This is a genomic window from Streptomyces sp. BPTC-684 (assembly GCF_030028635.1).
GTDB classification, from domain to species: domain Bacteria; phylum Actinomycetota; class Actinomycetes; order Streptomycetales; family Streptomycetaceae; genus Streptomyces; species Streptomyces noboritoensis.
Window position 1 is genome coordinate 3,390,799 of the sequence record NZ_CP124863.1, and the last position, 24,901, is coordinate 3,415,699.

The following is a 24,901-nucleotide window of genomic DNA, read 5'->3' on the forward strand; positions in this document are numbered from 1 at the left end:
TATTCATACTGAAACGGCTTACGGCTGACTCGTTTTGTTCGTTGAAACGTCCAAAGAAGTTCGGGTTGAGGCCGCTTTTCGCATTTCCTTGCTCCCCGCCCCGTCTCACGACTGAGGTTCCGCATGTCCCCCTCGGCCACCGCCAAGGTCGACGCCACACCGTCAGCCCCGAAGCCGCCGGTCAACGCACTGGACCGCTACTTCAAGATCTCCGAGCGGGGCTCCACGGTCGCCCGTGAGATCCGCGGCGGATTCGCCACCTTCTTCGCGATGGCCTACATCATCGTGCTGAACCCGATCATCCTGGGCAGCGCGAAGGACATGTACGGACACCAGCTCGACGGCGGCCAGCTGGTCACCGCCACCGTGCTGACCGCCGCCTTCACCACGCTCCTGATGGGCGTCATCGGCAACGTGCCGATCGCGCTCGCCGCCGGGCTCGGCGTGAACACCGTGGTCGCCCTCCAGCTGGCGCCCCGGATGAGCTGGCCCGACGCGATGGGCATGGTCGTCCTCGCGGGCTTCGTGGTGATGATCCTGGTCGCCACCGGGCTGCGCGAGCGCGTGATGAACGCCGTGCCGCTGGGTCTGCGCAAGGGCATCGCGATCGGCATCGGCCTGTTCATCATGCTGATCGGCCTGGTCGACTCGGGCTTCGTCTCCCGCATCCCGGACGCCGCCCACACCACCGTCCCGCTCCAGCTCGGCGGCAACGGCCATCTGCTCGGCTGGCCGGTCCTGGTCTTCGTCCTCGGCGTCCTGCTGACGCTGGCGCTGCTCGTCCGCAAGGTGCCCGGCGCGATCCTCATCTCGATCGTCGTGATGACCGGCCTCGCGATGATCATCAACGCGGTGGCGACCGTCCCGTCCTGGGGCCTGACCACCCCGACCTGGCCCGGCAACCCGGTCGCCAGCCCCGACTTCGGGCTGATCGGCAAGGTCAGCCTGTTCGGCGGCTTCGACAAGGTCGGCGTCCTGACCGGCGTCCTGTTCGTCTTCACCGTGCTGCTGTCGTGCTTCTTCGACGCCATGGGCACGATCATGGGCATCAGCGACGAGGCCGAGCTGACGGACGCCGAGGGCAACATGCCCGGCATGAACCGGGTGCTGTTCGTGGACGGCATCGCGGTCGCCGCGGGCGGCGCGTCGTCCTCCTCGGCCACCACCTGCTTCGTGGAGTCCACGGCGGGCGTCGGCGAGGGCGCGCGCACCGGCTTCGCGAACGTGGTCACCGGCGGCCTGTTCACGGTCGCGCTGTTCCTGACCCCGCTCGCCACCATGGTCCCGTCCCAGGCCGCCACCCCGGCGCTGCTCGCGGTGGGCTTCCTGATCCTGTCCGGCTCGATCCGGCAGATCGACTGGGACGACTGGACGATCGCGATCCCGGCGTTCGTGACGATGGTGATGATGCCGTTCACGTACTCCATCACCAACGGCATCGGCATGGGCTTCCTCACCTTCACGGTGCTGCGCCTGGTGGCCGGGCGCGGCCGTGAGGTGCCGGTGGCGATGTACATCGTCTCGGCGGTGTTCGGCTTCTACTACCTGATGCCGGCGCTGGGTCTCACGTAAGGCTGCAGGCCCTAGGCCGCCCCATAGAACTTCTCCGTCTCGGCGGCCGCGGCCTGGAGCCGCTCGTCGAAGTCGTCGCGAATGAGCGTCCGGACCACATAGTCCTGGACGCTCATTCCGCGTTTGGCGGCATGCTGCCGGAGCCGTTCGAGCAGCTCACCGTCTATCCGCAGGCTGAGCACGCTGGTCCCCATGGGACGAGGGTCGCCGCAGGCGCCGTCCCGGTGCGTCACTTTTCCGATAGCTCTCACTCATTCGGGTGATGTGTGTAGTGGTGCGCGACCGCTGGTGCGGCGCGCCGGTGGTACCCGAGGGGTACCTGGGCTGGTATTTAGCCAGAGTAATGAGTTATTCTAACGAACATGTCTGACCTGCCCCACGACAGCGACGCCGACGTCGCCGCCGTGAACTCCCTCCGCTCGGCGGTCATGCGCCTGAGCAGGCGCCTGAAGCACCAGCGCGTCGACGAGTCGCTGAGCCCCACCGAGATGTCGGTGCTCGGCACCCTCTTCCGCTGCGGCTCGGCCACCCCCGGTGAGCTGGCCCGCAAGGAGCACGTCCAGCCGCCGTCGATGACCCGCATCGTCGCACTGCTGGAGGCGAAGGGCCTGGTCAGGCTGGAGCCGCACCCCGACGACCGCCGCCAGAAGGTGGTCAGCCAGACCGAAGAGGCCGAGGCGATGCTCGAAGAGAGCCGCCGCAAGCGCAACGCCTGGCTGGCTTCCCTCGCGGAAGGCCTGGACGAGGACGAGTGGGCGAAGCTGCGCGCCGCCGCACCCGTACTGGAGAAGCTCGCACACCTGTGAACTGACCGCGCACGCTAGGAGGCGAACCCTTTGAGTACGGGATCCGGAGCAGACTCCGCCCCCGCACACAAATCCACCCACGACACCGCTGCCGACGACGGCAGCAGACGAGGGACGTTCTCCTCCCTCGCGATCCGCAACTACCGGCTGTTCTTCTCCGGTGCCATCGTCTCCAACATCGGTACGTGGATGGCGCGGATCACCCAGGACTGGCTGGTCCTCCAGATCACCGGCTCCTCGGTGGCGGTGGGCATCACCACCGCCATGCAGTTCCTGCCGATGCTGCTCTTCGGGCTGTACGGCGGCGTCATCGCCGACCGCTTCGCCAAGCGGAGCATCCTCTTCGTCACCCAGAGCGCGATGGGCCTCGGCGGTCTGTTCCTGGCGGCCATGACGCTCTCCGGACACGTCCAGGTCTGGCACGTCTATGTGACCGCGTTCTTCACCGGCCTGGTCACGGTGGTCGACAACCCGACCCGGCAGTCCTTCGTCTCCGAGATGGTCGGCCCCGACCAGGTCCGCAACGCGGTCAGCCTCAACTCGGCCAACTTCCAGTCGGCGCGGCTCGTCGGTCCCGCGGTCGCGGGCGGCGTGATGGCGGCGGTGGGCCCCGGCTGGGCGTTCCTCGCCAACGGCCTCTCCTTCCTCGCCCCGCTGGCGGGCCTCGCCCTGATGCGTACCGCCGAACTGCGGCCCACCAAGCTCGCACCGCGCGGCAAGGGCCAGCTCCGCGAGGGCCTGGACTACGTCTCCAAGCGCCCGGAGCTGATCTGGCCGATCGTCCTGGTCGGCTTCGTCGGCACCTTCGGCTTCAACTTCCCGATCTGGCTGAGCGCCTTCGCCCACGACGTCTTCCACGGCGGCTCCGGGATGTACGGCCTGTTCAACAGCCTGATGGCGATCGGCTCCCTGATCGGCGCGCTGCTCGCGGCCCGCCGGGGCACCACGCGGCTGCGCATGCTGGCGGGGGCGGCGGGCCTGTTCGCGGTCGTGGAGATCGCGGCGTCGATGGCGCCCGACATGGCGCTTTTCATCGCCCTGCTGCTCCCGATCGGCGTCCTCGGCCTCACGGTGAACGTCACCGCCAACGCCTCCGTCCAGATGGCCACCGACCCGGAGATGCGCGGCCGGGTGATGAGCCTGTTCATGATGGTCTTCACCGGCGGCACCCCGCTGGGCGGCCCGCTCTTCGGCTGGCTCACGGACGAGTACGGCGTACGGGTCAGCCTCGCCCTGGGCGGTCTGATCTGCGCGCTCGCGGCGGTCGGCGTCGGCCTGATGCTGGCGCGGGCGGCGAACCTGAAGCTCAAGGTGGACCTGCGGCGCGGCCGTAGGCACGTGGAGTTCGTCCCGAGGGAGCAACTGGCCACGGCGGCGTGAGTCCGGGATCGGGATGGCGGGGGCATGGGGCGAAACTGATCCCATGAGCATGAGACTCTTCGTGGCCGTGCTGCCCCCGCCGCCCCGGCTGGCCGAACTCGGCGTGGCGGTGGACGAGTTGCACGCCCTGCCCGGCGCGGACCGGCTGCGCTGGGCGGGCCGCGACGACTGGCACCTCACGCTGGCGTTCCTGGGTGAGGTGGACGAGGGGCTGCTGCCGGACCTGCACGCGCGCCTGGCCCGGGCCGCCCACCGCACCCCGCCCTTCGAGCTCCGCCTCCACGGGGGCGGCCGGTTCGGGGACAAGGTGCTGTGGGCGGGCGTCGCGGGCGCGATCGACGCGCTGCGGCTGCTGGCCGAGCGCGCGGACGCGGCGGCCCGCCGCGCGGGCGTGGCGATGGAGGAGCACCGCCGCTACCACCCCCACCTCACGCTGGCCCGCAGCCGCGCGGGCGCGGACCTGCACCCGTACGTCGACGCGCTGGCGTCCTTCGAGGGCACGGCGTGGCAGGCGGAGGAGGTGGTGCTGGTCCGCAGCCGGTTGCCGGTGGGCGGGGTGGCGGGGGAGACGCCTCGGTACGAGGTGGTGGGGCGGTGGGGGTTGGGGGCGTGACGTGCCTCAGCCGGGGCGGAAGGCGACGCGGACGCTCCCGTCCGCCGGGATCATGATCACGGCCCCGCGCGTACGGGTCCAGCCGTCCGGGATGAGGAACATCCGGTTGCCGGACTGGGCGAGGAGGCGCAGGCCGCGGTAGCGGTATCTGTACTTCTGGGTGGGGCCGGCCTCGGGCAGCGAGGTCTCCTGTACCCGCGCGGCCCCGAAGTACAGCCGCTCGGGCGTGTCGACGACCACCGCGGGCCTGAGCCGCAGATGGCGGGCGAGGTACCGCCCGTCGTCGTAGCCGTGGGTCTGGGCATAGGCCTGTACGGCCCAGAACGAGCTCAGGGCGATCAGCGCCGCCACGATGGCGAGGGCCTTCAGCTCGCCGGGGAAGGAGTGCCCGGTGGTCTTGAGGTGCAGCGCGCGCCCGTACACCACGAGCAGCAGGCCGCCGACGAGGAGCAGTGGGGTGTCGAGCGGTCCGGCGAGCCAGACCTGGAACCCGCCGAGCATCCCGAGGACGAAGAGCGCGGCGCCGCAGGCGATCAGCACCACGGACACCTGCCCCATGCGGCGCACGGGCCCCGGCCGGGAGTCGCCGAGGGAGGAGACCCAGGCGAATCCGAGCGCCCCCACGAGCCCGGCGGCGAGCATCACGCCCACGGGCATGTACAGGGCCCCCGCACTGCGCAGCAGATAGTCCTGGGTGGAGAGGCCGAGGGTGGCGGGGTCGATGCCGAAGTACTCGTACAAGGAGTCGGTGTAGGCGAAGCCGAAGAAGAGGAGGAGCCCGGTGAGCAGGGTCGTGGGCGCGACGAACCCGGCGACGGCCTTGAGCCAGGCGCCCCACGGGGGCCGGGTCGGGGTGGGCTGCTCCTCCATGTGCTGCCTCGCGCTCAGGAGCTGTCGGGGGCGGGGATGACGCCGGACGGGGACGCGGGGGGCTCGGGCTCGTCGTTCTCGTCGGGCGATGTGAAGTTCTGGTCCGGGAACGAGCTGCTCGCAGGGCTGGGACTGCCGGTCAGGCTGAGGCACACGACGTGGGTGGCGGTGGGTTGGGTGGTGTCCTCGGCCTTGAACGAGAAGGAGACCGTGTCGGAGTCGCCGTGCGGCGCAAGGGTGACGGACTTGGCGGGCAGTGTGTTGGTCCAGCGGTTCGTGGGGCTGCAGTCGTAGATCGTCGCGGTGCCGGTGTACGTCTCGTCGGTGGGGTTCGACAGCTCCACGGTGCCCTCGGGCCAGACCCCCTGGAAGTTGGTGGAGATCCGCCCGGCCGTGTTGAAGCCGCCGCTGCCGCCACTGCTGCCGTCCGTGCCGCCGTTGTCCTGCTGACCGCTCGTGCCCTCGGTCGGCTTGGTCGGCTCCGGGGGCGGCGGCGCGGTGGGCTCCTCGGTCTGCGAGGTGTCGCCCGGCGGGCTGGGGGACTCGTCCGAGCCCGACGAGCAGCCCGTGAGCAGCAGGCCCACCACGAAGAGGGTGGCCGGAACGATGCGGTACCGCCGATGCCGTACGTGATCCACCCTCCGGAAAGTAACACTGAGTCATCGCCCGCGTACGGGGGCGCGCCGGGGCGGCCGAGCGGGGCTCCGAGGGGGTTCGTTACGCTCGTACGCGTGAACCCGAAGACCAGGAACCGGATCATGGCCGGTGTGCTCGTGCTGATGTTCGTCGTGGTGGCGGTGGCGGCGGCGCGGGGCTGAGAGGGCGAAGGCCCGGCTCAGGGACGCCCCGCTGTTCGCTGCGGGAGGTCGAGGCCGTCAGTGCGACGCCCCCGTCAGGCGGTTGGCGAACGTCGACACCGTGTACGCGCCGATGCCCAGGACGACCTCCAGGGCGTTCTGGTGGGTGTGGCCGTGGGACAGGAACGCGGTCAGGGTGCCGTCGGGGACCGCGCCCGCCGTCGCGTACACGGCGAGCGTGAACTCCCGTACCGCGTCGAGGCGTTCGTCCGTCAGCGGCTTCCCTTCGCGCAGCTCGGCCATCAGCTCCTCCGGCGCGCCGAGCCCGCGCAGCTTGCCCGTGTGCATGTTCACGCACAGGTCGCACGCGTTGCGGGTGGCGACCGTCATGATCACGACCTCGCGGGCGACCGGGTCGAGCGTCGTCCGCTCGAAGAGGGCGCTCATCCTGAGGAAGCCCTCCAGTGTGTGCGGCGAGGCGGCCAGCCGGGCCACGGCCGGGGAGAGGCGCCCCAGGCTCTTGATCGTCCCCTCCATCGCGCGGCGCGACTCGGCCGGCGCGGACTCCAAGGTGTGCTCGACGAACGTCACTGCGTTCCTGCTCCCCGTAAGATGGACAACGTGGTTGACGATGAGAAGGTAAACCAGGTTGTCGGTTCTCGCAATGGGGAAAGCGAGGGCGCGCCCACTCCCGGGTACGAGCTCCCCCTGCTCCTTCTCGGCGGGTTCCGCTCCCTCATCGACCGCCTCCATGCCGAGCTGGCCCGCCAGGGACACCCCGACCTCCGGCCCGCTCACGGCTTCGCGCTCCAGGCCGTCGGGCCCGGCGGGGCGACCGCGAGCGAGATCGGGCGGCGGCTCGGTGTCTCCAAGCAGGCCGCCGGCAAGACCGTCGACCGCCTGGAGGCCCTGGGCTACGCCGAACGCGCCGACGACCCCGCCGACGCCCGCCGCAAGGTCGTCCGCATCACCCCGCGCGGCCTCGACGCGCTGGCCCGGTCGGCGGCCGTGTTCGACGAACTGCGCGCCGACTGGGTCCGTACGCTGGGCGCCGGTCCCGTACGCGACATGGAGACGGCCCTGCGCACGGTCGTCCCGCCGGAGGCGTTCCGCCTCGACGCGTCGAGCTGGTTCGCGGGGTCCTGACCGCGTACGCACTTGGGTTCGACAGCCCGTGTCCTTGGTGCCGTGCGTATCGTTGTACCGGGTGGCTGGCTGCCGGGGAGCGACAGCCGGGGAGGAGCGCCACGATGACCGTCGTAAACACCGACAGGATCGAGATGGCCGAGAGCGACGACACGAGCACCTTGGACAGCCTGTTCGAGCGGCTCGCGAAGATGCCCGTCCCCGAGGGTTACAGGGTGGAGATCGTCGATGGGGCCATCCATATGTCGCCGCAACGACACGTGCACTGGCAGATCATCCGCAGGATCGTCCGGGCACTGGAGGACCGGTTCGGCATGGATGTGCCGGTGGCCTCGGACGAGCGCATCGACTTTCCGGGGCGGCTCAACGGATTGTGCCCGGACGTGGCGAAGCTGCGCGACGGCGCGCAGCAGAACGCCAAGGGGCACTGGCCTCACCAGGACGTCGAGTTCGTCGCTGAAGTCATCTCCAAGGACACGGCCGCCAATGACTACGGCCCGAAGAAGACCGCTTACGCGACCGCCGGCGTCCCCGTCTACCTCGTGGTCGACCCTTACCTCGGCCGTTGCCACGTCTACACCCAGCCCAAGGACGGCGACTACATCAGCGATCTCACCATCGCGTTCGGGGCCGAGATCAACCTCAAGGGAACCGTGGTGGACCTCACCCTCACCACCGACGAGTTCCCCCGCGACTGAACGCCGTTGAACGGCGCTTGCTTCGAGCGCACTTCAACAGGTTCGCTGGTGCCCCATGGAGTACACGCAGCTCGGACGCACCGGTCTCAAGGTCAGCCGCCTCGTCCTCGGCACCATGAACTTCGGCGGGCTCACGAGCCAGGCCGACAGCCACGCGCTCATGGACACCGCCCACGACGCCGGTATCAACTTCTTCGACACCGCGAACATCTACGGCAAGGCCGAACACAAGGGCCTCACCGAGGAGATCGTCGGGTCCTGGTTCGCGCAGGGCGGCGGGCGCCGCGACAAGACGGTCCTCGCGACCAAGGGCTACGGGAACATGACCCAGGACGGCACCCCCTGGAACGTCACCTCCTGGCCCAACCACGACCGGCTCTCCGCGCTCAACATCCGCCGGGCGGTGGAGGCCAGCCTGAAGCGGCTCGGTACGGACTACATCGACATCTACCAGTTCCACCACGTGGATCGCGCCACTCCCTTCGAGGAGATCTGGCAGGCGATGGACGTCCTCGTACAGCAGGGCAAGGTGTTGTACGTGGGCACCTCCAACTTCCCCGGCTACAAGATCGCCCAGGCCAATGAAGTGGCTGCCAGGACCGGCCGGTTGGGCCTGGTCAGTGAGCAGTGCCTCTACAACCTCGCCGAGCGCCGCGCCGAGATGGAGGTCATCCCCGCCGCCCAGGAGTACGGCGTCGGGATCATCCCCTGGTCCCCGCTCCACCAGGGCCTGCTCGGCGGTGCCCTGCGCAAGGAGCGGGCGGGTGACGGGTCGCGTACGAAGGGCGGCCGGTCCGCCGCCGGGCTCGCCGATCCGGCGGTACGGGCGCAGGTGCAGGCGTACGAGGACCTGCTCGCCAAGCACGAACTGGAGCCGGGGGAAGTGGCGTTGGCGTGGCTGCTCACGCGGCCCGGCGTGACCGGCCCGATCGTCGGCCCGCGCACGGCCGAGCAGCTCGAATCGGCTCTGCGGGCGGTGGAGCTGGAGCTGAGCGAGGAGGTGCTGACCGGGCTCGACGAGATCTTCCCGGGACCGGGCCCGTCGCCGGAGGCCTTCGCCTGGTAGAAGTCGCGTGGTGCTTGCTTGGAGCGCACTTCAACAGGTTCGCTGGTGCCTCATGGAGTACACGCAGCTCGGACGCACCGGTCTCAAGGTCAGCCGCCTCGTCCTCGGCACCATGAACTTCGGCCCGCAGACGGACGAGGCCGACAGCCACGCGCTCATGGACGCCGCGCAGGACGCGGGTGTCAACTTCTTCGACACCGCCAATGTCTACGGGCAGAGCGCGGGCAAGGGCCGCACCGAGGAGATCATCGGCAACTGGTTCGCGCGGGGCGGCGGGCGCCGCGACAAGACGGTCCTGGCCACGAAGGTGTACGGGAACATGTCCGTCGACGGCGCCCCCGTCTGGCCCAACCACGACAAGCTGTCGGCGCTCAACATCCGCAGGGCGGTCGAGGGCAGCCTGAAGCGGCTGGGCACGGACTACATCGACGTCTACCAGTTCCACCACGTCGACCGTCAGACCCCCTTCGAGGAGATCTGGCAGGCGATGGACGTCCTGGTGCGGGAGGGGAAGGTGCTGTACGTGGGCACGTCCAACTTCCCCGGCTACAAGATCGCCCAGGCGAACGAAGTGGCTGCCAGGACCGGCCGGTTGGGCCTGGTCAGTGAGCAGTGCCTCTACAACCTCGCCGAGCGCCGCGCCGAGATGGAGGTGATTCCCGCCGCGCAGGAGTACGGCGTCGGGATCATCCCCTGGTCCCCGCTGTACGGGGGCCTGCTGGGCGGGGCCCTGCGCAAGGAGCGTGAGGGCGGAGGCTCGCGCTCGACCGGCGGCCGGGCGGCGGCATCGCTGACCGATCCGGCGGTACGGGCGCAGGTGCAGGCGTACGAGGACCTGCTCGCCAAGCACGGCCTGGAGCCGGGCGAGGTCGGGCTGGCGTGGCTGCTCACGCGGCCGGGCGTGACCGGCCCGATCGTTGGCCCGCGCACGGCGGACCAGCTCGCCTCGGCCCTGCGGGCGGTCGAGCTGAAGCTGGACGAGGAGCTGCTGGCGTCCCTGGACGAGATCTTCCCGGGCCCGGGGCCGTCGCCGGAGGCGTTCGCCTGGTAGGCCCCACCCGGGGCGTCAGCCCGCGTACGCCCCGCCCACCCCCCACCCCTGATGCATCGCCTCGGCGAACGCCGCCGCCAGCTTGTGTTCGCCCGAGGCCGAGGGGTGGGTGCCGTCGTACGTGTCCTGGTGGATGTCGTACGTCGGCGGGTGGGAGGCGAGGAGCAGCGGGGAGGACGGGTGGTCCAGGTCCGCCACCTCCTTCGCCAGGAGTTCGTTGAAGCGGGTCACCTCGGCGGCGAAGGGGGCGTCCGACTCGGCCCGGATGTTCGGGATGACCGGGAGCAGGACCATGCGGACGGCCGGGTTCGCCGCCCGGGCCTGGGTCACGAAGGCGCGGACGTTGGCCGCCGTCTGGTCGCTGTCCGTGTAGAAGCCGAGGTCTATCAGGCCGAGCGAGACCAGCAGGACGTCCGCCTCCGCCCGGGAAGCCGCCTCGCGGATCAGCGGGGCCATGTGCAGCCAGCCCTCGCCCCAGCCGGAGAGGTGGCGGCGGGCCGGAGCCGGGAAGTCCGGTGCCCCGTACGCGTACGACAGCGGCGCGCCCGCCTCCGTGTCGTACAGCTCGGTGCGCGGCCCCACGATCTCGAAGGGGCCGTCGAAGGACGTGCTGAGGTGCTGCCACATGCGGTAGCGCCAGGTGATGTCGCCGGCGCGTCCGATGGTCATGGAGTCGCCGACGAACATGAAACGCATGGGGCCATGATGGCGGATCACCTGGACGGCTTCGACGGGCTGCCACGTGACGATGGACACTTGGTCCCATGCGTTTCCCGATGCGTTCGCTTCTGTCCGCCGCCACGGTCGCCGGGCTCGTCGTGCTGGGGGCCGCCGGACCGGCCGCCGCTACGGCCGCCGACGGCGGCGACGGCGACTTCACGATCAAGGATCCCCGGATAAAGGAGTCCAGCGGCCTCGCCGCCAGCCGGGCGCACCCGGGGATCTACTGGACGCACAACGACAGCGACGACGGGCCGTACGTGTACGCGGTCGACTCCAGGACCGGCGAGACCGTCGCCACCGTCACCCTGACCGGCGTCGGGAAGCCGCGCGACGTCGAGGCGATCTCGGTCGGCTCGGACGGGAACGTGTACGTCGGGGACATCGGGGACAACCTCGGCGGCACCTGGAAGAACGTCTGGATCTACAAGTTCCCCGAGCCCGCGCGGCTCAAGGACGCGACCGTCAAGGCGACGCAGTACGTCGTGAAGTACGCCGACGGGCCGCGCAACGCCGAGGCGCTGATGGTCCACCCCAAGACCGGCCGCCTCTACATCGCGTCGAAGAAGGAGGGCGGCGGCGGGCTGTACGAGGGCCCGGAGCGGCTCTCCACGGCCGGGACGAACGTGTTCCGGCGGATCGACGACGTGCCGTGGGTCACGGACGGCGCGTTCTCCCCGGACGGGTCGAAGCTGGCGCTGCGGGGGTACTTCTGGGCGGCCGAGTACGAGTGGAAGAACGGGAAGCTCGGGGCGCGGCACGGGGTGGATGCGCCGCTGATGCGGCAGGCGGAGTCCGTCACGTACACGCCGGACGGGAAGGCGTTGCTCTTCGGGTCGGAGGGGGCGAAGAGTCCGGTGGTGCGGGTGCCGGTCGCTTCGGCCTCGGAGTCCCCGTCGGACAAGGGGAGTTCGCCGTCCGGCGGGGGTGCGAGCGGCGGCGGCTCGGACTCCGGTGGTGACAACCGGAACTTTGTGTACGGGGTGATCGTGATCGTGGGGGCGGGGGCCGCCTGGGTGGGGCTCAGGCGGAAGCTCCGACGGGGCTGAGCGCCTGCGTTTGTCTGCGGGCCGGTGGGGGCTGGTCGCGCAGTTCCCCGCGCCCCTAAAAGCGCCCCTTCGGGGCGCCCCGGGGATGCCGCGCAGCGGCATTTAAGGGGCGCGGGGAACTGCGCGACCAGCCACGGATCATCCGCAGGCGAAACTCAGAGCTGCTCGATCACGTAGTCGATGCAAGCCGTCAGGGCCTCCACGTCCGACGGGTCGATCGCCGGGAACATCGCCACGCGGAGCTGGTTGCGGCCCAGCTTGCGGTACGGCTCCGTGTCGACGATCCCGTTCGCGCGCAGCACCTTGGCGATCGCGGCCGCGTCGATGTCGTCCGCGAAGTCGATCGTGCCGATGACCTGCGAGCGCTTCGCCGGGTCGGTGACGAACGGGGTCGCGTGCTTGGACTCCTCCGCCCAGGTGTAGAGGCGGGTCGAGGAGTCCTTGGTGCGGCCCGTCGACCACTCCAGGCCGCCCTGGCCGTTGATCCACTTCAGCTGCTCGTTGAGGAGGAAGAGGGTGGCGAGCGCCGGGGTGTTGTACGTCTGGTTCTTCAGGGAGTTGTCGATCGCCGTCGGGAGGCTGAAGAACTCCGGGATGTGGCGGCCGGACGCGTGGATCCGCGCGGCGCGATCGAGCGCGGCCGGGGAGAACGCCGCGATCCACAGGCCGCCGTCGGAGGCGAAGGACTTCTGCGGGGCGAAGTAGTAGACGTCGCTCTCGGCGATGTCGACCGGCAGGCCGCCCGCGCCCGAGGTCGCGTCGACCAGGACGAGCGCGCCTTCGTCGGCGCCCGCGACCCGCTTGATCGGGGCGGCGACACCGGTGGAGGTCTCGTTGTGGGTGAAGGCGTAGACGTCGACGCCCGCCTCGGCGGCCGGCTCGGGGTGCGTGCCGGGCTCGGAGGCGATCACCGACGGCTCGGCCAGCCACGGCGCGAGCTTCGCGGCCTTGGTGAACTTGGACGAGAACTCGCCGAAGTTCAGGTGCTGCGACTTGTTCTCGATCAGCCCGTGCGTCGCGACGTCCCAGAACGCGGTCGAGCCGCCGTTGCCCAGGATCACCTCGTACCCCTCGGGCAGCGAGAACAGGTCCCGTACGCCCTGGCGGACCTCGCCGACCAGGTTCTTGACCGGGGCCTGGCGATGGGAGGTGCCCAGGAGCGAGGTACCGGTGGCGGCCAGGGCGTCCAGCGCCTCCGTACGCACCTTGGAGGGGCCCGCGCCGAAACGGCCGTCGGCGGGCTTCATGTCAGCGGGAATCTGGATCTCAGCCACGAGCGCAGGGTATCGGCACGCCGGGGAGCGCGCGGCTCCGGTCCACCCCGCGAGACACGCCGAAGGCACGGGCTGCCGTCGTCCGGCCTGCGGTGGGCAGGCTGTTTCCCATGGGCTACACAGGCGACACGGGTGATGCGGGCGGCGCGGGGCGTACGGCGGCAGCCTCGGACGCGTTGGAGCGGGGACTGCGTGCGGTCGTGCGCGGGGAGGTCGACTTCTCGGCGGGCGCGCGGGCGCTGATGACGATGGACGCGTCCAACTACCGGCGGGTGCCGTACGGGGTGGTCGCGCCCCGGGACGCGGAGGACGTGGCGGCGGCGCTCGCCGTCTGCCGGGAGCACGGGGTGCCGGTGGTGCCGCGCGGCGGCGGGACCTCGATCGCGGGGCAGGCCACCGGGACCGGGGTCGTCCTGGACTTCACCCGGCACATGCGGGCCCTGCTCTCGGTGGACGTGGAGGCGCGCACGGCGGTGGTCCAACCGGGCCTGGTGCTCGACGTGCTGCGGGAGGCGGTCCGGCCGTACGGGCTGACGTTCGGGCCCGATCCGTCGACGCACAGCCGGTGCACGCTCGGCGGGATGATCGGCAACAACGCGTGCGGGTCGCACTCGGTGGCGTACGGGACGACCGCCGACAACGTGCACGGGATGGCGGTGGTGAGCGGTGCGGGCGAGGTGCTCCGCCTCGGGCAGGGCTGGACCGGCGCCCCGGCGGGCCTGCGCGACTTCACCGAACGCCACCTCGCCGCGCTGCGCACCGGCTATCCGCAGGACCTGCCGCGCCGGATCTCCGGGTACGCGATGGACGCGCTGCTGCCCGAGCGCGGGACGGATCCGGCGCGGGCGTTCTGCGGCAGCGAGGGCACGCTCGGCGTGCTCACCGAGGCGACCGTACGGCTGGTGGAGACGCCCGTCGCCCGGGCGCTCGCCGTGCTCGGCTACCCGGACGAGAGCGCGGCGGCCGAGGCGGCGCCCGCCCTGCTGGCGTACGGGCCGCTCACCGTCGAGGGCATGGCCGCCGACCTGGTGCGCGGCCGCTCCGGGCTGCCGCGCGGCGGCGCCTGGCTCTTCGTGGAGACCGGCGGCGCGACCCCGGCCGAGGCGCTGGCCCGGGCCCGCGAGCTGGTGCGGGCGGCCGCCCCGCTGGACGCCGCCGTGGTCACCGACCCGGCCGGGCAGCGGGCGCTGTGGCGGGTACGCGAGGACGCGGCCGGGACGGCGACGCGGATGCCGGACGGCACGGAGGCGTGGCCCGGCTGGGAGGACTGCGCGGTGCCGCCCGCGCGGCTCGGCCCGTATCTGCGGGAGTTCCGGGCCCTGCTGCGGGACCACGGCCTGCGCGGCACCCCGTACGGGCACTTCGGCGACGGCTGCGTCCACGTCCGGATCGACTTCGACCTCATGAGCGCGGCGGGCGTGGCGCGCTTCCGCCGCTTCTCCGAGGAGCTGGCCGATCTGGTGGCCGCGCACGGCGGCTCGCTCTCGGGCGAGCACGGCGACGGGCAGGCGCGGGCGGAGCTGCTGCCGAAGATGTACGGGGACGAACTGGTCGCGCTCTTCGGCCGGTTCAAGGACGTGTGGGACCCGGCGGGGCTGCTGAATCCGGGGATGCTGGCCCGCCCCGCCCGGCTGGACGAGAACCTGCGCTTCGAGGTGCTGCCGAGGCGGCCGGTGGAGGTGGAGTTCGGCTATCCGCAGGACGGCGGGGACTTCTCGGCGGCGGTGCGGCGGTGTGTGGGAGTGGCCAAGTGCCGTACTACGGAGGCGAGTTCGGGTGGTGGGGTGATGTGTCCGTCCTTCCGGGCCACCGGTGAGGAGGCGCACTCGACGCGGGGCCGGGCGCGGCTGCTGCACGAGATGCTGGCGGGCGAGGTCGTCACCGGCGGCTGGCGCTCGCCGGAGGTGCGCGACGCGCTCGACCTCTGTCTGTCCTGCAAGGGCTGCCGCAGCGACTGCCCGGTCGGGGTGGACATGGCCACGTACAAAGCCGAGTTCCTGCACCACCACTACCGGGGGCGGCTGCGGCCCGCGTCCCACTACGCGATGGGCTGGCTGCCCCGCTGGCTGCGGCTCGCGGCGCCGTGGGCGCGCGGCCTGAACGCCCTGGCCCGGGTGCGCCCGCTGGCGGCCCTGGTGAAGCGGCTGGCGGGGATCGCGCCCGAGCGGGGGCTGCCGGTGCTGGCGGGGGAGACGTTTCGGGGGTGGTGGCGGGGGCGAGCTGCCGGGCCTGCCGGGGTCGTCCTGTGGCCCGACACGTTCACGAAGCACCTCTCCCCCGAGGTCGGCCGGGCGGCGGTGCGGGTCCTGGAGGCGGCGGGGGTGGGGGTCGCGGTGCCCCGGGGCCGGGTCTGCTGCGGCCTCACCTACGTCTCGACCGGCCAGCTCACCCGCGCCCGCGCGGTCCTGCGCCGCACGCTGGACGCGGTGGAGCCGCTGCTCGATCGCGGTCTGCCGGTCGTCGTCCTGGAACCGAGCTGTGCGGCGGCGCTGCGCACGGATCTGCCGGAGCTGCTGCCCGACGACCCGAGGGCGGCGCGGCTGGCGGCGTCGGTGCGTACGTTCGCGCAGGCGCTGGAGGAGTGCGCGCCGCAGTGGACCCCGCCGTACGTGGGGCGGGCGGTCGTCGGGCAGACCCACTGCCACCAGCACGCGGTGCTCGGGGACGCGGCCGAGCGCCGGCTGCGGGAGCGGGCCGGGCTGACGGGCGCGCTGAGCGGCGGCTGCTGCGGCCTGGCCGGGAACTTCGGGTTCGAGCGGGGCCACTGGGAGGTGTCGGTGGCCTGCGCGGAGGACGAGCTGCTGCCGGCGGTACGGGCGGCGGAGCCCGGCACGGAGGTCCTGGCGGACGGCTTCTCGTGCCGTACGCAACTGGAGCAGCTGGCGGGGCGGCGGGCGAGGCATCTGGCGGAGGTGCTGGCGGAGGGGCTGCCGGGTGAGGGGTAGCGGGTAGCGGGGTCGAACGCCGCTTACATTGATAGGAGGGCGCCATTCCGTTTCGCGGAGGGAAATCGCTGGACCGAGCGGCCGCGCTGGTGCAATATTTTAACGAGACAGTCCAATGTATTGAACTAACCAGCTAGGGGAACCCCGGTGACCACTCCGCACGCCGCCGCAGAGCCGACGACCGCCACCGCGGCGGCGACCGTCGCGACCCCGGAGGCGGCGGGCGGGCTCGGCGGGGGCGGGGGCCGCAGGGCGGCGCTGGCGCCGGTCGCGCTGGTGGTGGCGAGCGGGATATCGGTCCAGTTCGGCTCGGCCGTCGCGGTCATGCTGATGCCGAGGGCGGGGGCGGCGGGCGTGGTGACGCTCCGCCTGCTGGCGGCCGCGCTGGTGCTCCTGATCCTGTGCCGCCCGAAGATACGCGGCTACAAGCGCGCCGACTGGGGGACGGTGGTCGCCTTCGGCGTCGCGATGGCGGGCATGAACGGCCTCTTCTACCAGGCGGTGGACCGCATCCCGCTCGGCACCGCGGTGACCCTGGAGGTCCTGGGCCCCCTCGCCCTCTCGGTCCTGGCCTCCCGCCGCCTGGTCAACTTCGTCTGGGCCGGGCTGGCGCTCGCGGGCGTGGCGCTGCTCGGCAGCGGCGGGGGCGACGGGTTCGGGTCGCTGGACGCGGTCGGGGCGGCGTACGCGGTGGGGGCGGGGGCGTGCTGGGCGGTGTACATCCTGTTCAGCGCCCGTACGGGCCGCCGCTTCCCGCAGGCGGACGGCCTGGCGCTGGCGATGGCGGTGGCGGCGGTCCTGTCGCTCCCCCTGGGCGCGATCCAGTCGGGCTCGAAGCTCCTGGTCCCGTCGACGATAGGCCTGGGCGCGGCGGTGGCGATCCTGTCCTCCGTACTCCCGTACACCCTCGAACTCCTCGCCCTGCGCCGCCTCCCCGCCTCCACCTTCGCGGTCCTGATGAGCCTGGAACCGGCCATCGCGGCGACGGCGGGCTTCCTGGTCCTCCACCAGGCCCTGTCGGCCACGGACGCGCTGGCGATCGCGCTGGTCATCGGGGCGAGCGTGGGGGCGGTGCGGTCGCAGGTGGGGCGGTAGCCCAGGGGGCGCAGTTCCATACGGGCGGGCCGATGTGGGGGGCACCCCGGCCCGCCCGTCGAACAGCTCCCGAGCCTTGGCCCGGCCCCACCGAGGGCCCCCGCCAGCCGCTCGCCGAGCAACTCGGCCTCGGACGGCAGCAGCACCATCTCGGTGTCCGCCACATGCCGCCCGTCCCGGGCGGTGGGATCGGCCGATAGGGCCACGGTCTTGCATGGCCTTGCACCGCAATCACCCGAGAGGGTTGATCGCCTCCGCGATACGGGCCCGCCCGATGGCCCTGCGCACCAGGTCGACCCATGGCGCCCACCGTTCCGACGCCGGGTCCGTGTCGCACACGCCCGTCCGCTTCCAGGACGCGAAGTCCTCGGCTTCGTTGCCGACGCCGTACGCGTCCCGCATTTCGAGGTGTACGGCCTGGAACTCGGCCGTCTCGATCAAGCCGAAGAAGCCCGGACCGCTCTGCGGCATCGCGCGCCTCCCGCACTCGGACGAGTGTTACACCCACTTGCGCGCACGACCATCCCGCCGCCACCACCGCACCGTCAAGAACGCACTCCAGCACGCGACTTCGGGCGCACGCGCCCCTGGCAAAAAATAATGCAAGCACGCTTGCTTGTTTTGTAAACCGCTGCCATGCTCCGGGGCACACCGCACGTATCCCCGCTCGAAGGGAAGCGCCCCGTGTCCGATCCGAACGCCGTGCTCGACGATCTGCGCGCCGAAGGGGAGGAACTCGACCGGCTCGTCGGGGCGTTGAGTCCAGGGGACTGGCGGCTGGACACCGCCGCGCCGGGGTGGACCATCGCCCACCAGATCGCGCATCTGGCCTGGACCGACGGGGCCGCGCTGCTCGCCGTCACCGACGCCGACGCGTTCGCGGCGGAGGTGGAGAAGGCCGCCGCCTCGCCCGGCACCTTCGTCGACGAGGGTGCCGACGCGGGCGCCCGGCTCGAACCCGGCGAGCTCCTCGGACGGTGGCGGCACGGGCGGGCCCGGCTGCGCGAGGCCCTGGACGCGGCGCCCGCCGGGGCCCGCTTCCCCTGGTATGGCCCGCCCATGTCCACCGCCTCCATGGCCACCGGCCGCCTGATGGAGACCTGGGCGCACGGCCAGGACGTCTGGGACGCCCTCGGCCGCACCCGCGAGCCCACCGACCGGCTGCGCCACGTCGCCCGGATCGGCGTACGGGCCCGCGACTTCGCCTTCGCCGTACGGGGGTTGGCCGCGCCCGCCGAGGAGTTCCGGGTCGAGCTGACCGGGCCGGGCGGCCTGTGGACGTACGGGCCTGAAGACGCCGACCAGCGCGTCACCGGACCCGCCCTCGACTTCTGCCTCCTCGTCACCCAGCGCATCCACCGCTCCGACACCGCCGTCCGCGCCCACGGCCCCGACGCCGACCGCTGGCTCGACATCGCCCAGGCCTTCGCGGGCCCGGCCGGTCCCGGACGCGCGCCCAAGGGGGCCTGATGCGGCGGCCCCTGCGGATCGCCAACGCCTCCGGGTTCTACGGCGACCGCTTCGACGCCATGCGCGAGATGCTCACCGGCGGGCCGCTCGACGTGCTCACCGGGGACTACCTCGCCGAGCTCACCATGCTCATCCTCGGCCGCGACCGCCTCAAGGACCCCCGCCTCGGCTACGCCAAGACGTTCCTGCGCCAGCTGGAGGAGTGCCTCGGACTCGCCCACGAACGCGGGGTGCGGATCGTCACCAATGCCGGGGGGCTCAACCCCGCCGGACTCGCCGAAGAAGTAAGGGAGTTGGCCGCCAAGCTCGGCCTCCCCACCCGCGTCGCCCACGTCGAAGGCGACTCCCTTCCCCCGCGCCCCGGCGGCCTCACCGCCCACGCCTACCTCGGCGGCACCGGCATCACCGCCTGCCTCGCCGCCGGGGCCGACGTCGTCGTCACCGGGCGGGTGACGGACGCGGCCCTCGTCACCGGCCCCGCCGCCTGGTGGCACGGGTGGGGGCCCGAGGAGTACGACGCCCTCGCCGGAGCCGTCGTCGCCGGGCACGTCCTGGAGTGCGGGACCCAGGCCACCGGCGGCAACTACGCCTTCTTCCGCGACCACGACATCCGCCGCCCCGGCTTCCCCCTCGCCGAGATCCACTCCGACGGCACCAGTGTGATCAGCAAACATCCCGGCACGGGTGGTGTCGTCGACGTCGGCACCGTCACCGCCCAGCTCCTGTACGAGACCGGGGGCGCCCGGTACGCCGGGCCCGACGTCACCGCCCGGCTCGACACCGTACGGCCGGCGGCGGACGGGCCCGACCGGGTGCGGATCACGGGCGTACGCGGCGAGGAGCCCCCGCCCACCCTCAAAGTCGGCCTCTGCCGCATCGGCGGCTGGCGCAACGAGGTCGTCTTCGTGCTCACCGGCCTCGACATCGAGGCCAAGGCCGAGCTCGTGCGGGCACAGGTCGAGGACTCGTTCGACCGCACCAAGTCCCGGCCCGCCGACATCCGTTGGGAGCTCGCCCGCACCGACCATCCCGACGCCGCCACCGAGGAGACCTCCAGCGCCCTGCTCCGGCTCGTCGTCCGCGACCCCGAGCCGGACGCCGTCGGCCGTACCGTCAGCGGCGCCGCCATCGAGCTCGCCCTCGGCAGCTACCCGGGGTTCCACGTCACCGCCCCGCCCGGGAAGGGCGCCCCTTACGGCGTCTTCGAGGCGGAGTACATCGACGCGGGCGAGGTCGCGCACGTCGCCGTGCTGCCCGATGGCGCACGGGAGTCGCTGCCCCGTCCCGTACGGACTCGGGTCCTTGAGGACGTCGGAGAGCCGGTGCCGCCCGCGCCCCTGCCCGACGGGCCCACCCGCCGCGCCCCCCTCGGGCTCGTCGCCGGGGCCCGCAGCGGTGACAAGGGCGGCGACGCGAACGTCGGCGTGTGGGTGACGTCCGACGACGCCTGGCGATGGCTCGTCCATGAGCTGACAGTTCAGCGATTTCAGGAACTGATATCTGAAAGCCGCCAGTTGAGAGTCGTCCGGCACGTGCTGCCCAACCTCCGCGCCCTCAACTTCACCGTCCACGGCCTCCTCGGCGAGGGCGTCGCCGCGCAGGCCCGCTTCGACCCCCAGGCGAAGGCGCTCGGCGAGTGGCTGCGCTCGCGCCACCTGGACATCCCGGAGGTGCTGCTGTGACCGTCCTGCCGACCGCACTCGATACGGCCGGGCCCGAGTACGCCGCCCACCGCGAGGCCATGCTCGCCAAGCTGGCCGAGCTCGACGCCGAGCACGCCAAGGCGCTCGCGGGCGGCGGCCCCAAGTACACCGAACGCCACCGCAAACGCGGAAAGCTGCTCGCCCGCGAGCGCATCGAGCTGCTGATCGACCCCGACACCCCGTTCCTGGAGCTCTCGCCGCTCGCCGCCTGGGGGAGCGACTACCCCGTCGGCGCCTCGATGGTCACCGGGATCGGGGTCGTCGAGGGGGTGGAATGTCTCATCACTGCCAATGACCCGACCGTACGCGGCGGCGCCTCCAACCCGTGGACGCTGAAGAAGGCGCTGCGGGCCAACGAGATCGCGTACGCCAACCGGCTGCCCTGCATCAGCCTCGTCGAGTCCGGCGGCGCCGATCTGCCCTCCCAGAAGGAGATCTTCATCCCGGGCGGGGCCCTCTTCCGCGACATCACCCGGCTCTCCGCCGCCGGGATCCCCACCATCGCGGTGGTGTTCGGCAACTCGACCGCCGGCGGCGCGTACGTACCGGGGATGTCCGACCACACCGTCATGATCAAGGAGCGGTCGAAGGTCTTCCTCGGCGGGCCGCCGCTGGTCAAGATGGCCACCGGCGAGGAGAGCGACGACGAGTCGCTCGGCGGCGCCGAGATGCACGCCCGCACCTCCGGCCTCGCCGACCACTACGCCGTGGACGAGCGGGACGCCCTGCGCCAGGCCCGGCGCATCGTCGCCCGCCTCAACCACCGCAAGGCGCACCCGGACCCGGCCGTCCCGTACGAGCCGCCCAAATACGACGAGGACGAGCTGCTCGGGATCGTGCCGGGGGACCTGAAAACCCCCTTCGATCCGCGCGAGGTGATCGCCCGGATCGTCGACGGCTCCGACTTCGACGAGTTCAAGCCGCTGTACGGGACGAGCCTGGTCACCGGCTGGGCACGGCTGCACGGCTACCCCGTCGGCATCCTCGCCAACGCCCAGGGCGTGCTGTTCAGCGCCGAGTCGCAGAAGGCCGCCCAGTTCATCCAGCTCGCCAACCAGCGCGACATCCCGCTGCTCTTCCTCCACAACACCACCGGCTACATGGTCGGCAAGGAGTACGAGCAGGGCGGCATCATCAAGCACGGCGCGATGATGATCAACGCGGTGAGCAATTCGAAGGTGCCGCACCTGTCGGTGCTCATGGGTGCCTCGTACGGCGCCGGGCACTACGGCATGTGCGGGCGCGCCTACGACCCCCGCTTCCTCTTCGCCTGGCCCAGCGCCAAGTCCGCCGTCATGGGGCCGCAGCAGCTCGCCGGGGTCCTCTCGATCGTCGCCCGCGCCTCCGCGCTCGCCAAGGGGCAGCCGTACGACGACGAGGCGGACGCCGGGCTGCGCGCCATGGTCGAGCAGCAGATCGAGGCCGAGTCCCTGCCGACGTTCCTGTCCGGGCGGCTGTACGACGACGGGGTCATCGACCCCCGCGACACCCGCACGGTCCTCGGCATCTGCCTGTCCGCCGTCCACACGGCCCCGGTCGAAGGCGCGCGCGGCGGCTTCGGCATCTTCAGGATGTGAGGCGCTGATGATCCAGTCCGTACTCGTCGCCAACCGGGCCGAAATAGCGAGCCGGGTCTTCCGCACCTGCCGTGACCTGGGCATCTCCACGGTCGCCGTGTGCTCAGACCCGGACGCGTCCCTGCCGTACGTCCACGAGGCCGACGCGGCCGTGCGGCTGCCGGGGGCCACGCCCGCCGAGACGTATCTGCGCGGCGACCTCGTCGTGAAGGCGGCCCTCGCGGCGGGCGCCGACGCCGTGCACCCCGGGTACGGGTTCCTCTCCGAGAGCGCCGACTTCGCCCAGGCGGTCGTCGACGCCGGGCTGACCTGGATCGGCCCGCCGCCCGCCGCCATCGAGGCGATGGCCTCCAAGACCCGCGCCAAAGAGCTGATGGCGGCGGCCGGGGTCCCGCTGCTCGCCCCCGTCGACCCGGCGAAGGCCACCGCCGCCGATCTGCCGCTGCTCCTGAAGGCGGCGGCGGGCGGGGGAGGCCGGGGCATGCGGGTTGTACGGGAACTCCGCGATCTGTCAGGTGAGTTGGAGTCCGCCTCCGCCGAGGCCCGGTCCGCCTTCGGGGACGGCGAGGTGTTCGCCGAGCCGTACGTGGAGCGCGGGCGCCACGTCGAGGTGCAGATCATGGCCGACGCGCATGGCACGGTCTGGGCGCTCGGCACCCGGGACTGCTCGCTCCAGCGCCGCCACCAGAAGGTCATCGAGGAGGCCCCGGCGCCCGGCCTGCCCGAGGCCCTGCGCACCGGGCTCCGCACCGCCGCCGTGGCCGCCGCCCGGGCCGTCTCCTACCGGGGCGCGGGCACGGTCGAGTTCCTGGTCGACGCCCAGGGCCGGGCGTACTTCCTGGAGATGAACACCCGCCTCCAGGTCGAACACCCCGTAACGGAGGCCGTGTTCGGGGTCGACCTCGTCGCGCTCCAGCTCCAGGTCGCCGAGGGCGCCGCCCTGTCCGCCGAGCCGCCGGAGCCGAGCGGGCACGCCGTCGAGGCGCGGCTGTACGCCGAGGACCCGGCCGGCGGCTGGACCCCGCAGACCGGTGTCCTGCACCGCCTCGACGTCCCCGGCGTCCGCCTGGACCGGGGCTACGGCGACGGCGACACCATCGGCGTCCACTACGACGCCATGCTCGCCAAGGCCGTCGTCCACGCCCCCACCCGCGCCGCCGCCGTCCGCACCCTCGCCCGCGCGCTCGAACGGGCCCGTATCCACGGTCCGAGGACCAACCGCGACCTGCTCGTACGCTCCCTGCGCCACCCGGACTTCACCTCCGGCCGCGTCGACACCGGCTTCTACGACCGGCACCTGGCCGCCCTCACCGAGCCGCGCGCGGGGGAGGCGCACGCGGCCCTCGCCGCCGCCCTCGCGGACGCGGCGGGCCGCACCTCCCGCTTCGGTGGCGGCTGGCGCAACCTGCCGTCCCAGCCGCAGACCAAGCGGTACGGGGACCACGAGATCCGCTACCGCCTCACCCGTGAGGGCCTCGCCGCCGACGGGTTCGCGGACGTACGCCTGGAAGCCGCCGAGCCCGGCCGCGTACGCCTCGAAGTCGACGGAGTCGCACGGGACTTCCTCGTCGCGCGGTACGGCGACCAGGTGTACGTCGACACCGCCACCGGCTCGTACGCCTTCACCGCACACCCCCGCTTCACCGACCCCAGCGGCCTCGTCGCCCCCGGATCGCTGCTCGCCCCCATGCCGGGCGTGGTCGTCCGGGTCGCGGACGGGCTCGCCGAAGGGGCCACGGTCACCGCCGGGCAGCCGCTGATCTGGCTGGAGGCGATGAAGATGACGCACCCCATCACTGCCCCCGCCTCCGGCACGCTCACCGCGCTCCACGCCGCCCCCGGCCGCCAGGTCGAGGTCGGTGCCCTGCTCGCCGTCGTACAGGACGCATCCGAAGCTCAGGAGGACCAGCCGTCATGACCGGAGCACGCAGCAGCGCCATCGAGAGCCAGGAACTCAAGGACCTGCGGGCCGCCGTCGCGGCCCTGGGGAAGCGGCACGGGCGGGGACACGACCGCGAGGTGCTGTGGGCCGAGGCCGCCAAGCTCGGCTACCTCGGCGTGAACCTGCCCGAGGAGTACGGCGGCGGGGGCGGCGGCATGGCCGAACTCTCCATCGTCCTGGAGGAGTTGGGGGCCGCCGGCTGTCCGCTGCTCATGATGGTCGTCTCGCCCGCGATCTGCGGCACGGTCATCGCCCGCTTCGGCACCGAGGAGCAGAAGCGCACCTGGCTGCCGGGGCTCGCGGACGGCTCGCGGACCATGGCGTTCGGCATCACCGAGCCCGACGCGGGCTCCAACTCGCACCGCATCACCACCACCGCCCGCCGCGACGAGGAGAGTGGCGGCTGGATCCTCACCGGCCGCAAGGTCTTCATCTCCGGCGTCGACATCGCCGACGCCACCCTGATCGTCGGCCGTACGGAAGACGCCCGCACCGGCAGTCTCAAGCCCTGCCTGTTCATCGTCCCCCGCGACGCCCCCGGCTTCCAGCGCTCCCAGATCGACATGGAACTCCAGGCGCAGGAGAAGCAGTTCGAGCTGGTCCTCGACGAGGTGCGGCTGCCCGCCGCCTCGCTCGTCGGCGACGAGGACGCCGGGCTGCTCCAGCTCTTCGCCGGGCTCAACCCCGAACGGATCATGACGGCCGCCTTCGCGATCGGCATGGGCCGGTACGCACTGGCCAGGGCCCTCACGTACGCGCGCGAGAGGCAGGTGTGGAAGCAGCCCATCGGCGCCCACCAGGCCATCGCCCACCCGCTCGCCCAGGCGCACATCGAGCTGGAGCTGGCCCGGCTGATGATGCAGAAGGCGGCCGCGCTCTACGACGCCGGCGACGACATGGGGGCGGGCGAGGCCGCCAACATGGCCAAGTACGCGGCCGCCGAAGCCTGCGTGAAGGCCGTCGACCAGGCCGTGCACACCCTCGGCGGCAACGGCCTGACCCGCGAGTACGGGCTCGCGGCACTCATCACGGCGGCGCGCGTGGCCCGGATCGCGCCGGTCAGCCGCGAGATGATCCTCAACTATGTCTCGCATCAGACGCTGGGGCTTCCCAAGTCGTACTAGCCG

23 protein-coding genes are annotated in these 24,901 nt (G+C 72.0%); 16 read left to right on the forward strand and 7 right to left on the reverse strand.

Features of this window, described 5'->3' with window-relative positions:
• The first annotated feature begins 123 nt into the window (after window positions 1–123).
• A complete protein-coding gene (locus tag QIY60_RS15195; protein ID WP_283142924.1) occupies window positions 124–1,572 on the forward strand; it encodes an NCS2 family permease in 1,449 nt (482 codons plus the stop codon).
• A gap of 11 nt (window positions 1,573–1,583) precedes the next feature.
• Here the strand turns inward: QIY60_RS15195 and QIY60_RS15200 are convergent, their stop codons facing one another.
• Complete coding sequence (locus QIY60_RS15200) at window positions 1,584–1,766, reverse strand: ribbon-helix-helix protein, CopG family (protein WP_101388865.1); 183 nt, start codon at window positions 1,764–1,766, stop codon at window positions 1,584–1,586.
• 168 nt (window positions 1,767–1,934) lie between these two features.
• Between QIY60_RS15200 and QIY60_RS15205 the strand changes: the two genes are divergently transcribed.
• From QIY60_RS15205 to thpR, 3 genes are read left to right on the forward strand one after another with little or no spacing between them, the layout of a single operon-like run.
• Complete coding sequence (locus QIY60_RS15205) at window positions 1,935–2,378, forward strand: MarR family transcriptional regulator (RefSeq protein WP_067162750.1); 444 nt, start codon at window positions 1,935–1,937, stop codon at window positions 2,376–2,378.
• A gap of 30 nt (window positions 2,379–2,408) precedes the next feature.
• On the forward strand, window positions 2,409–3,758 hold the full coding sequence (locus QIY60_RS15210; protein ID WP_283142925.1) for an MFS transporter: 1,350 nt from the start codon (window positions 2,409–2,411) through the stop codon (window positions 3,756–3,758).
• A gap of 49 nt (window positions 3,759–3,807) precedes the next feature.
• Window positions 3,808–4,371, forward strand: coding sequence for an RNA 2',3'-cyclic phosphodiesterase (gene thpR, locus QIY60_RS15215; protein WP_283145937.1), 564 nt, complete (start codon window positions 3,808–3,810; stop codon window positions 4,369–4,371).
• Between the two features lie 6 nt (window positions 4,372–4,377).
• Here the strand turns inward: thpR and QIY60_RS15220 are convergent, their stop codons facing one another.
• The 3 genes from QIY60_RS15220 to QIY60_RS15230 all read right to left on the reverse strand — a co-directional run bounded on the left by QIY60_RS15220 (window position 4,378) and on the right by QIY60_RS15230 (window position 6,575).
• Entirely contained in the window at window positions 4,378–5,241 is an 864-nt protein-coding gene (locus QIY60_RS15220; RefSeq protein ID WP_283142926.1) for a hypothetical protein, read from the reverse strand.
• A gap of 14 nt (window positions 5,242–5,255) precedes the next feature.
• On the reverse strand, window positions 5,256–5,879 hold the full coding sequence (locus QIY60_RS15225; RefSeq protein WP_283142927.1) for a hypothetical protein: 624 nt from the start codon (window positions 5,877–5,879) through the stop codon (window positions 5,256–5,258).
• 237 nt (window positions 5,880–6,116) lie between these two features.
• Complete coding sequence (locus tag QIY60_RS15230) at window positions 6,117–6,575, reverse strand: carboxymuconolactone decarboxylase family protein (RefSeq protein ID WP_283145938.1); 459 nt, start codon at window positions 6,573–6,575, stop codon at window positions 6,117–6,119.
• Window positions 6,576–6,650: 75 nt separating this feature from the next.
• Here QIY60_RS15230 and QIY60_RS15235 point away from each other — a divergent pair, with 75 nt between their 5' ends.
• From QIY60_RS15235 to QIY60_RS15250, 4 genes are all read left to right on the forward strand, one after another.
• Entirely contained in the window at window positions 6,651–7,184 is a 534-nt protein-coding gene (locus QIY60_RS15235) for a MarR family winged helix-turn-helix transcriptional regulator (protein WP_283142928.1), read from the forward strand.
• 104 nt (window positions 7,185–7,288) lie between these two features.
• The gene (locus QIY60_RS15240) at window positions 7,289–7,882 is read left to right on the forward strand and encodes a Uma2 family endonuclease (RefSeq protein WP_283142929.1); all 594 of its coding nucleotides are present in this window, start codon (window positions 7,289–7,291) and stop codon (window positions 7,880–7,882) included.
• A 55-nt stretch (window positions 7,883–7,937) separates the two neighbouring features.
• Window positions 7,938–8,948 carry an aldo/keto reductase gene (locus QIY60_RS15245; protein WP_283142930.1) on the forward strand — a complete coding sequence of 337 codons (1,011 nt, stop codon included), beginning with the start codon at window positions 7,938–7,940 and terminating at the stop codon, window positions 8,946–8,948.
• A gap of 52 nt (window positions 8,949–9,000) precedes the next feature.
• Window positions 9,001–9,999, forward strand: a complete 999-nt coding sequence (locus QIY60_RS15250; protein ID WP_283142931.1) for an aldo/keto reductase — start codon at window positions 9,001–9,003, stop codon at window positions 9,997–9,999.
• A gap of 15 nt (window positions 10,000–10,014) precedes the next feature.
• Here the strand turns inward: QIY60_RS15250 and QIY60_RS15255 are convergent, their stop codons facing one another.
• On the reverse strand, window positions 10,015–10,695 hold the full coding sequence (locus tag QIY60_RS15255; protein ID WP_283142932.1) for a GDSL-type esterase/lipase family protein: 681 nt from the start codon (window positions 10,693–10,695) through the stop codon (window positions 10,015–10,017).
• A gap of 68 nt (window positions 10,696–10,763) precedes the next feature.
• Here QIY60_RS15255 and QIY60_RS15260 point away from each other — a divergent pair, with 68 nt between their 5' ends.
• Window positions 10,764–11,768 carry a WD40 repeat domain-containing protein gene (locus QIY60_RS15260; protein ID WP_283142933.1) on the forward strand — a complete coding sequence of 335 codons (1,005 nt, stop codon included), beginning with the start codon at window positions 10,764–10,766 and terminating at the stop codon, window positions 11,766–11,768.
• A gap of 155 nt (window positions 11,769–11,923) precedes the next feature.
• Here QIY60_RS15260 and serC read toward each other — a convergent pair whose 3' ends face one another.
• Window positions 11,924–13,042: a phosphoserine transaminase gene (gene serC / locus QIY60_RS15265; protein ID WP_283142934.1), complete on the reverse strand. Its 1,119-nt coding sequence runs from the start codon at window positions 13,040–13,042 to the stop codon at window positions 11,924–11,926.
• A 110-nt stretch (window positions 13,043–13,152) separates the two neighbouring features.
• On the opposite strand from serC, the gene QIY60_RS15270 reads away from it, so the two are divergent.
• Both QIY60_RS15270 and QIY60_RS15275 read left to right on the forward strand, forming a co-directional pair.
• Window positions 13,153–15,987: an FAD-binding and (Fe-S)-binding domain-containing protein gene (locus QIY60_RS15270; protein ID WP_283142935.1), complete on the forward strand. Its 2,835-nt coding sequence runs from the start codon at window positions 13,153–13,155 to the stop codon at window positions 15,985–15,987.
• A gap of 147 nt (window positions 15,988–16,134) precedes the next feature.
• Window positions 16,135–17,082, forward strand: a complete 948-nt coding sequence (locus QIY60_RS15275; protein ID WP_283142936.1) for an EamA family transporter — start codon at window positions 16,135–16,137, stop codon at window positions 17,080–17,082.
• 231 nt (window positions 17,083–17,313) lie between these two features.
• On the opposite strand, the gene QIY60_RS15280 is transcribed toward QIY60_RS15275, so the two are convergent.
• Complete coding sequence (locus QIY60_RS15280) at window positions 17,314–17,553, reverse strand: DUF6879 family protein (RefSeq protein ID WP_283142937.1); 240 nt, start codon at window positions 17,551–17,553, stop codon at window positions 17,314–17,316.
• 213 nt (window positions 17,554–17,766) lie between these two features.
• Between QIY60_RS15280 and QIY60_RS15285 the strand changes: the two genes are divergently transcribed.
• From QIY60_RS15285 to QIY60_RS15305, 5 genes are read left to right on the forward strand one after another with little or no spacing between them, the layout of a single operon-like run.
• Window positions 17,767–18,552, forward strand: coding sequence for a TIGR03084 family metal-binding protein (locus QIY60_RS15285; protein ID WP_283142938.1), 786 nt, complete (start codon window positions 17,767–17,769; stop codon window positions 18,550–18,552).
• Window positions 18,552–20,234, forward strand: a complete 1,683-nt coding sequence (locus tag QIY60_RS15290) for an acyclic terpene utilization AtuA family protein (protein WP_283142939.1) — start codon at window positions 18,552–18,554, stop codon at window positions 20,232–20,234. The genes QIY60_RS15285 and QIY60_RS15290 overlap by 1 nt, the downstream gene beginning before the upstream one ends.
• Window positions 20,231–21,832, forward strand: a complete 1,602-nt coding sequence (locus tag QIY60_RS15295; protein ID WP_283142940.1) for a carboxyl transferase domain-containing protein — start codon at window positions 20,231–20,233, stop codon at window positions 21,830–21,832. The genes QIY60_RS15290 and QIY60_RS15295 overlap by 4 nt, the downstream gene beginning before the upstream one ends.
• A 7-nt stretch (window positions 21,833–21,839) precedes the next feature.
• Window positions 21,840–23,750 carry a biotin carboxylase N-terminal domain-containing protein gene (locus QIY60_RS15300; protein ID WP_283142941.1) on the forward strand — a complete coding sequence of 637 codons (1,911 nt, stop codon included), beginning with the start codon at window positions 21,840–21,842 and terminating at the stop codon, window positions 23,748–23,750.
• Window positions 23,747–24,898 carry an acyl-CoA dehydrogenase family protein gene (locus QIY60_RS15305; protein ID WP_283142942.1) on the forward strand — a complete coding sequence of 384 codons (1,152 nt, stop codon included), beginning with the start codon at window positions 23,747–23,749 and terminating at the stop codon, window positions 24,896–24,898. Before QIY60_RS15300 ends, QIY60_RS15305 begins: the two co-directional genes overlap by 4 nt.
• Window positions 24,899–24,901 lie beyond the last annotated feature (3 nt).

Coding starts and splice junctions, on each gene's coding strand:
- QIY60_RS15305 (WP_283142942.1), top strand. CDS start 23,747: ATGACCGGAGCACGCAGCAGCGCCATCGAGAGCCAGGAACTCAAGGAC.
- QIY60_RS15300 (WP_283142941.1), top strand. CDS start 21,840: ATGATCCAGTCCGTACTCGTCGCCAACCGGGCCGAAATAGCGAGCCGG.
- QIY60_RS15280 (WP_283142937.1), bottom strand. CDS start 17,553: ATGCCGCAGAGCGGTCCGGGCTTCTTCGGCTTGATCGAGACGGCCGAG.
- QIY60_RS15270 (WP_283142935.1), top strand. CDS start 13,153: ATGGGCTACACAGGCGACACGGGTGATGCGGGCGGCGCGGGGCGTACG.
- QIY60_RS15205 (WP_067162750.1), top strand. CDS start 1,935: ATGTCTGACCTGCCCCACGACAGCGACGCCGACGTCGCCGCCGTGAAC.
- QIY60_RS15245 (WP_283142930.1), top strand. CDS start 7,938: ATGGAGTACACGCAGCTCGGACGCACCGGTCTCAAGGTCAGCCGCCTC.
- QIY60_RS15220 (WP_283142926.1), bottom strand. CDS start 5,241: ATGGAGGAGCAGCCCACCCCGACCCGGCCCCCGTGGGGCGCCTGGCTC.
- QIY60_RS15200 (WP_101388865.1), bottom strand. CDS start 1,766: ATGGGGACCAGCGTGCTCAGCCTGCGGATAGACGGTGAGCTGCTCGAA.
- QIY60_RS15290 (WP_283142939.1), top strand. CDS start 18,552: ATGCGGCGGCCCCTGCGGATCGCCAACGCCTCCGGGTTCTACGGCGAC.
- QIY60_RS15235 (WP_283142928.1), top strand. CDS start 6,651: ATGGACAACGTGGTTGACGATGAGAAGGTAAACCAGGTTGTCGGTTCT.
- QIY60_RS15230 (WP_283145938.1), bottom strand. CDS start 6,575: ATGGAGGGGACGATCAAGAGCCTGGGGCGCCTCTCCCCGGCCGTGGCC.
- QIY60_RS15250 (WP_283142931.1), top strand. CDS start 9,001: ATGGAGTACACGCAGCTCGGACGCACCGGTCTCAAGGTCAGCCGCCTC.
- QIY60_RS15240 (WP_283142929.1), top strand. CDS start 7,289: ATGACCGTCGTAAACACCGACAGGATCGAGATGGCCGAGAGCGACGAC.
- QIY60_RS15260 (WP_283142933.1), top strand. CDS start 10,764: ATGCGTTTCCCGATGCGTTCGCTTCTGTCCGCCGCCACGGTCGCCGGG.
- thpR (WP_283145937.1), top strand. CDS start 3,808: ATGAGACTCTTCGTGGCCGTGCTGCCCCCGCCGCCCCGGCTGGCCGAA.
- QIY60_RS15255 (WP_283142932.1), bottom strand. CDS start 10,695: ATGCGTTTCATGTTCGTCGGCGACTCCATGACCATCGGACGCGCCGGC.
- QIY60_RS15195 (WP_283142924.1), top strand. CDS start 124: ATGTCCCCCTCGGCCACCGCCAAGGTCGACGCCACACCGTCAGCCCCG.